The sequence below is a fragment of the Rhizobium sp. UFLA01-1127 genome, from assembly GCF_059803845.1.
This window is the reverse complement of the sequence record NZ_JAUQTZ010000235.1, coordinates 1-4,820: the sequence shown is the minus strand read 5'-3', so window position 1 is coordinate 4,820 and position 4,820 is coordinate 1. Positions and strand designations below refer to the sequence as shown.

The window sequence follows — 4,820 nt, the reverse complement described above, 5'->3', positions numbered from 1 at the left end:
GACTTCGTATCGTCGCCGAGCTCGGAAAGCACCTCGCGTAGAATTGCGGCGACATCGCCGATGCCGTCGAGATCCGTCTGGATGTGGGCAACTGGAGACTGAGCCCATAGACGGCATGCCGATGAAACGGCAATCAGGTGCCCGGCAAAATTCCCGCTATCGACCGACGACACATATCTGCGGCCAAGCGGCTTCAGCGTGTCGGTATGATACCAGTTGAAGAGGTGTCCGCGATATTTTTCCAGCTTTTCGACCGTCTCGATCGTCTGCTCGATGCGCTTGACCGCGTCCTCGAACGAAATCCAGCCGAAACGACGCGCCGAGATGACCGACAACAGATAGACGCCGATGTTGGTCGGAGATGTACGCATGGCGACCACGGCATGCGGCGTCTGCTGAACGTTGTCGGGCGGCAGGAAATGCTGGTCGGGAACGACGAAATGGTCGAAATAGCGCCAGGTGCGTCTTGCGATCTTGCGCAGTTCGTTGCGGACCTGATCGGGCACGACGAGACGGTCTTCGGTTTCCGCCGTCTGGCTGACCAGCCAGGCGATGGCCGGCGACAGCACCCAGAGCAGCACGAAAGGAAGTCCGACCAGCCAGGCGATATCGCCGGAAGAGGCCGCGAAGATCAGCGCCAGGATGGCCAGAAGCGGTGCGCGCCACATGACCTTGTAATGGCCAAGGATCGTCGTCTGGGCCATGGCCTGGGCGCTTGCGGCAGTGCGCCATTGCAGCATCAGCTTGCGGCTGACGAACAGGCGGTAGAGCGAGCGGATGATCGCATCGGCCATGACGCAGGCGATGTCGGCGATGAAGATGATGCGCAGGGCGACCTGAGCATTGGCATTCTCTATGTCTTTCCAGACAGTATGGAGATGCGCCTGCAGGATGATGTCGCTGGTTCGCGGGATGATCCCGTTGATCAGCGACAATGTCGGAGCAACGAACAGGCTGAAGATCAGCAGGATCTGCCAGACAAGCGCGCCGAGCGGATCCATCCAGTACCAGCCGAGCACGGATGCCAGGAGCCACGCGATCGGGGTGAGCGAGCGGCGCAAATTGTCGAGCATCTTCCAGCAGCCGAGCGCAGTGATGCCGCGACGATCGTCAAAAATATAGGGAAGGAGCTGCCAGTCGCCGCGAGCCCAGCGATGCTGACGCGAGACTTCGACTTCGTAGCGGATGGGGAAATCCTCAACCAGCTCACAATCCGTCACCAGCCCGCATCGCGCCATCGAGCCTTCGAGCAGGTCATGGCTCAGTACGGAGTTCTCGCTGATGCGGCCCTTTAGCGAGGCCTCGAAGGCATCGACATGATAGAGGCCTTTACCGGTGAAGGTGCCTTCCCCGGTTATATCCTGATAGACGTCGGAAACCGCAAAGACGTAGGGGTCGAGACCGCGGTTGACCGAGAAGACGCGCTGGAAGGCGGATGCGTCCTTGCCCGTCGTCAGCGACGGGGTCACACGCGGCTGCAGAACGCCATAGCCATTGACGACACGCTGCTTTTTGTCGTCGAAAACCGGGCGATTGATCGGATGATGCATCTTGCCGACAAGCTTGACGACGGTATCACGGACGACGCGCGTATCGCTGTCCAGCGTCATGACGTATTTGACGTCAGCCGGCACCACATCGACGCCCGCGATAAAGCTCGTATCGGGGCTGCCGCGCAGCAGCATGTTGAGCTCGTGCAGCTTGCCGCGCTTGCGCTCCCATCCCATCCACACGCCTTCGGCCGGATTGAACTGCCGGCGGCGATGGAGGAGATAGAAGCGCTGCTTGCCCTCTTCCGCATAGCGCGCCCCCAGTTCGGCGATCTTGCCGCGTGCGTAGTCGAGGACTTCGAGATCGCGGGCCGTCTGTTCTTCCTCGGCGTCCGGCCAGTCGGTCAGAAGTGCGTAATAGATCTCGCCGCGGGCGTTGGCGAGATAATGCACCTCCAGATTGCGGACAAGCTCATCGACATGCTCGCGCCTGCCGATCAGGGAGGGAATGGTGACGAGCGTGCGGGCGTCGGCAGGCAATCCCTTCTTGAATTCGTAGCCGACGAGGCGATCCGGCGTGATGAAGAAGGTGGCAAAGAAATTGAAGAGGCCGGTCGCGCCTTCGGATGCCGGCAGCGCGAACATCAGCAAAAGAACGATCGTCGCAAAAAGCGGCATTCCGGCGTCGACGAAAACCCACTCGACCACGATGAGCGCCAGCAATGTCAACAAGAGCACCGGAACGGCGATCGATAGCCAGTTCAGCTTGCGGACCATCCGCATGAACCGCAGGCCAAGCGTTGGCCGGAAGCCGATCTCCGCCTCGAGCGCCGGGCGCCCATCGCCGACGAAATAATAGCCGACATTGCCCGCGGATCCGTGCCTGTCGTCAGCCTTTGCACGGTCGGTCAGCCGGACGGCCGCCTCGGCGATATCCATCTCCGTCTTGTCGGAGCGTTTTGCGAGCTTTTCGATCTGGCGGCGATAGCTGTTGCGGGAGCCGGAATCGAGCTCTGCGTAATCCGTCTGCTGCCAGAGCAGCTTGTCGATGGTGCTGACCTCTTCGACCCATTCCGACCAATCGGTGTCGTTGATCTCGCGCAGGCTCTTGATGATGCTGCCCATCAGCGCATTGGCCGCGCCTAGACGGGTCTGCTCGGCCGACATGACCGCTTCCGCATCCGTTCCCCTGGCGGAAAGCTTGGCCTCCAGCCAGTTCAACGCGGCTTCGGTCGGCTCGAGCGCATTGCGAAGACGATAATGCAGCTGCGTGACGAAGGTCGTATCGTCGATATTGGCGGCCAGCGTCTCCAGATATTGCACCGCGCCAGCGTCGCCGAGCGAAATTACCTCGGTGGCTGCCGCATTGGCGGCCGCGCGCATTTCGCGGCTCTTGTCGATCTGCGATGCCACCCGGCGAAGATTGTCGATCAGCACGTAGCGCACCAGCGAGGGCAGCGCCCAGAGCTCGCCGATTCGCAGGGTTTCCCGGTCCTGAAACCCTTCGGTTACCGCCGTCATGCCGGCATTGCTGATGTTGCTGTGCGCATGCGCCATATAGAGCCAGGCGAGCGCTAGGGTGCGCGGCACTTCCGTCCCGTCGAGATTGATCTTGCGCAGTTCACGATAGAACTTCTTCGGAAAGTCACGGCGAACTTCCTGGATCGCCTCCTCGACGATGTAGTGATTGTCGAGCAGCCATTCGGCAGCTGGCGTGATGCTCTCGCCGGCATCGACATCCCCAGCGGCGGCGCGATAGGCCCTCAGAATCTCGCTCTCGTTCTCCTTATGCCGCAGATAGAAATCGAAGTCCTTGAAATGAACGAGATCAAGCGTGCGGCTTTCGGCAAATTTTGCTGCCCTGGCTCTCAGCTGATCATTTGACAAAAGAGCGGCGCGGATTCCGAATTCGCGATCCGAATGAGCCATCTGGGGAATTGAAGCAGAATCGTTGGCAGTATCTTTAGACGACATGTGTCTTTCGCTTTTGTCTCGTCGTTTCTGGAATGCGAAGCTCCAGAAACGAGAACCGGAGCCTGAAATCTTCGTTGCCTACCCCGCTTGACAGCAACCGGGGCAATCAATGCCGCTTACCTACCGGCAACACCCTGAACGCAGGATTAATCGCCTGGCGCATCCGGCAATCTTCACAGCTGGCGGCGCTGTCTTGTTCAAGCGAGCTGCTTCCCTGGCCGGGCCTATTGTTTGACCGTCAACGGCATTCATCGGTCCTTCCAAACGCCCCATGGTGATCGAATGCCCCTAGACTTGCCGCATTCTTTTGCCCCTCGACAGGCGGTCAGTCGCTAAGCCCTCCGGCAAAGCCGATGGGCGCTGGCACAAAATCATCTTCTTCATCTTGTTCTTGAAATAATTCACGCGCAATCTGCCGTCGTATTTTATCCAGCAAATTCAGGAATAAATAGAGTTTTTTTACAGAAGGAGCCGTAATGACCGTGACCGCCCCTTCTTTCACATGCTCGGGGCAAAAGACCATCGCGCCGCTGAAATTCCCCAAGCATAAGCATGTGATGCAGGAAATACGGCGCTACACGCGTTGGGCGTCGTAAAGAGAGACAGCTACAACTTAGTTCAACCTCGTGCTCCGGGCCGATAGGCCTTTCCAAGAGCCGACGGAAGCCGGACATGCTTTCCACCTATTTCGGCAGAGGTTCCGGCAGTCCATCAGGGCATGTAAGCAATGCATCAAGCGATCAGCTGGCGAACAGGAACTCCTCGACCGTTGAGATCGTGACCTGCACCGAAAATCGTCTTTCGAGCAGCGTGAGGGCGGCGTCGTGCGCTTCATCATCACCGCTGCAAACTGCGTCCTTCAAAATGATCACTCCATATCCGTGATCGATGGCGCCGAGCGCAGCGGCCAGCACGCAAACATCTGTTTCGCCGCCGCTCATGACCAGAGTGTCGATGTGTTCGCTGGATAGCATTTGATGAAGGCGACCGTCGAGCCAGGGGGAATAGGTCAACTTGTCGAAGATGCGAGCGGGTGGCACCAGCTTGCGAAGGAATGGAAGCACGTCCGTCAGCTCCTGCGGCAAGTTGCGCCCCGTCATCATTTCCCACTTTTGGTAGTAGTCGCGCCATTTGCCCGGCATGATCTCCGGCTGCGCCGGTGCTTTGAAGCGTGTGAAGATCGTCCGCTCCGGAAATCGGCCTGCCACCTCGCCCACCTGATCCAAGGTGGGAGCCATCCAGGGCACCTGCCATGGAGTTTGCTCGAAGAACATGCGCTGCATGTCGATGCACAGATGCAGCCAGGAAGTCATTCGAACGGGGTGTAAAAATGACGGTCGGAGCCGCATATGGCGC

The 4,820-nt window shown here is 59.1% G+C and carries 3 protein-coding genes; all 3 read right to left on the bottom strand.

Features of this window, described 5'->3' with window-relative positions; translation table 11 throughout:
- Positions 1-3,464 (bottom strand): DUF3131 domain-containing protein (locus tag Q4Q11_RS30815; protein ID WP_498571861.1); only part of this gene is annotated, 3,464 nt, incomplete at its 3' end.
- A gap of 325 nt (positions 3,465-3,789) precedes the next feature.
- Positions 3,790-4,008 (bottom strand): hypothetical protein, encoded by a 219-nt coding sequence (locus tag Q4Q11_RS30810; protein WP_498571860.1) that lies wholly within the window; start codon positions 4,006-4,008, stop codon positions 3,790-3,792.
- A gap of 196 nt (positions 4,009-4,204) precedes the next feature.
- Positions 4,205-4,777 carry a cysteine hydrolase family protein gene (locus tag Q4Q11_RS30805; protein WP_498571862.1) on the bottom strand — a complete coding sequence of 191 codons (573 nt, stop codon included), beginning with the start codon at positions 4,775-4,777 and terminating at the stop codon, positions 4,205-4,207.
- Positions 4,778-4,820 lie beyond the last annotated feature (43 nt).

Excerpts from the sequence above, each read along its gene's own strand:
- Q4Q11_RS30805 (WP_498571862.1), bottom strand. The coding sequence starts at position 4,777 with ATGACTTCCTGGCTGCATCTGTGCATCGACATGCAGCGCATGTTCTTC.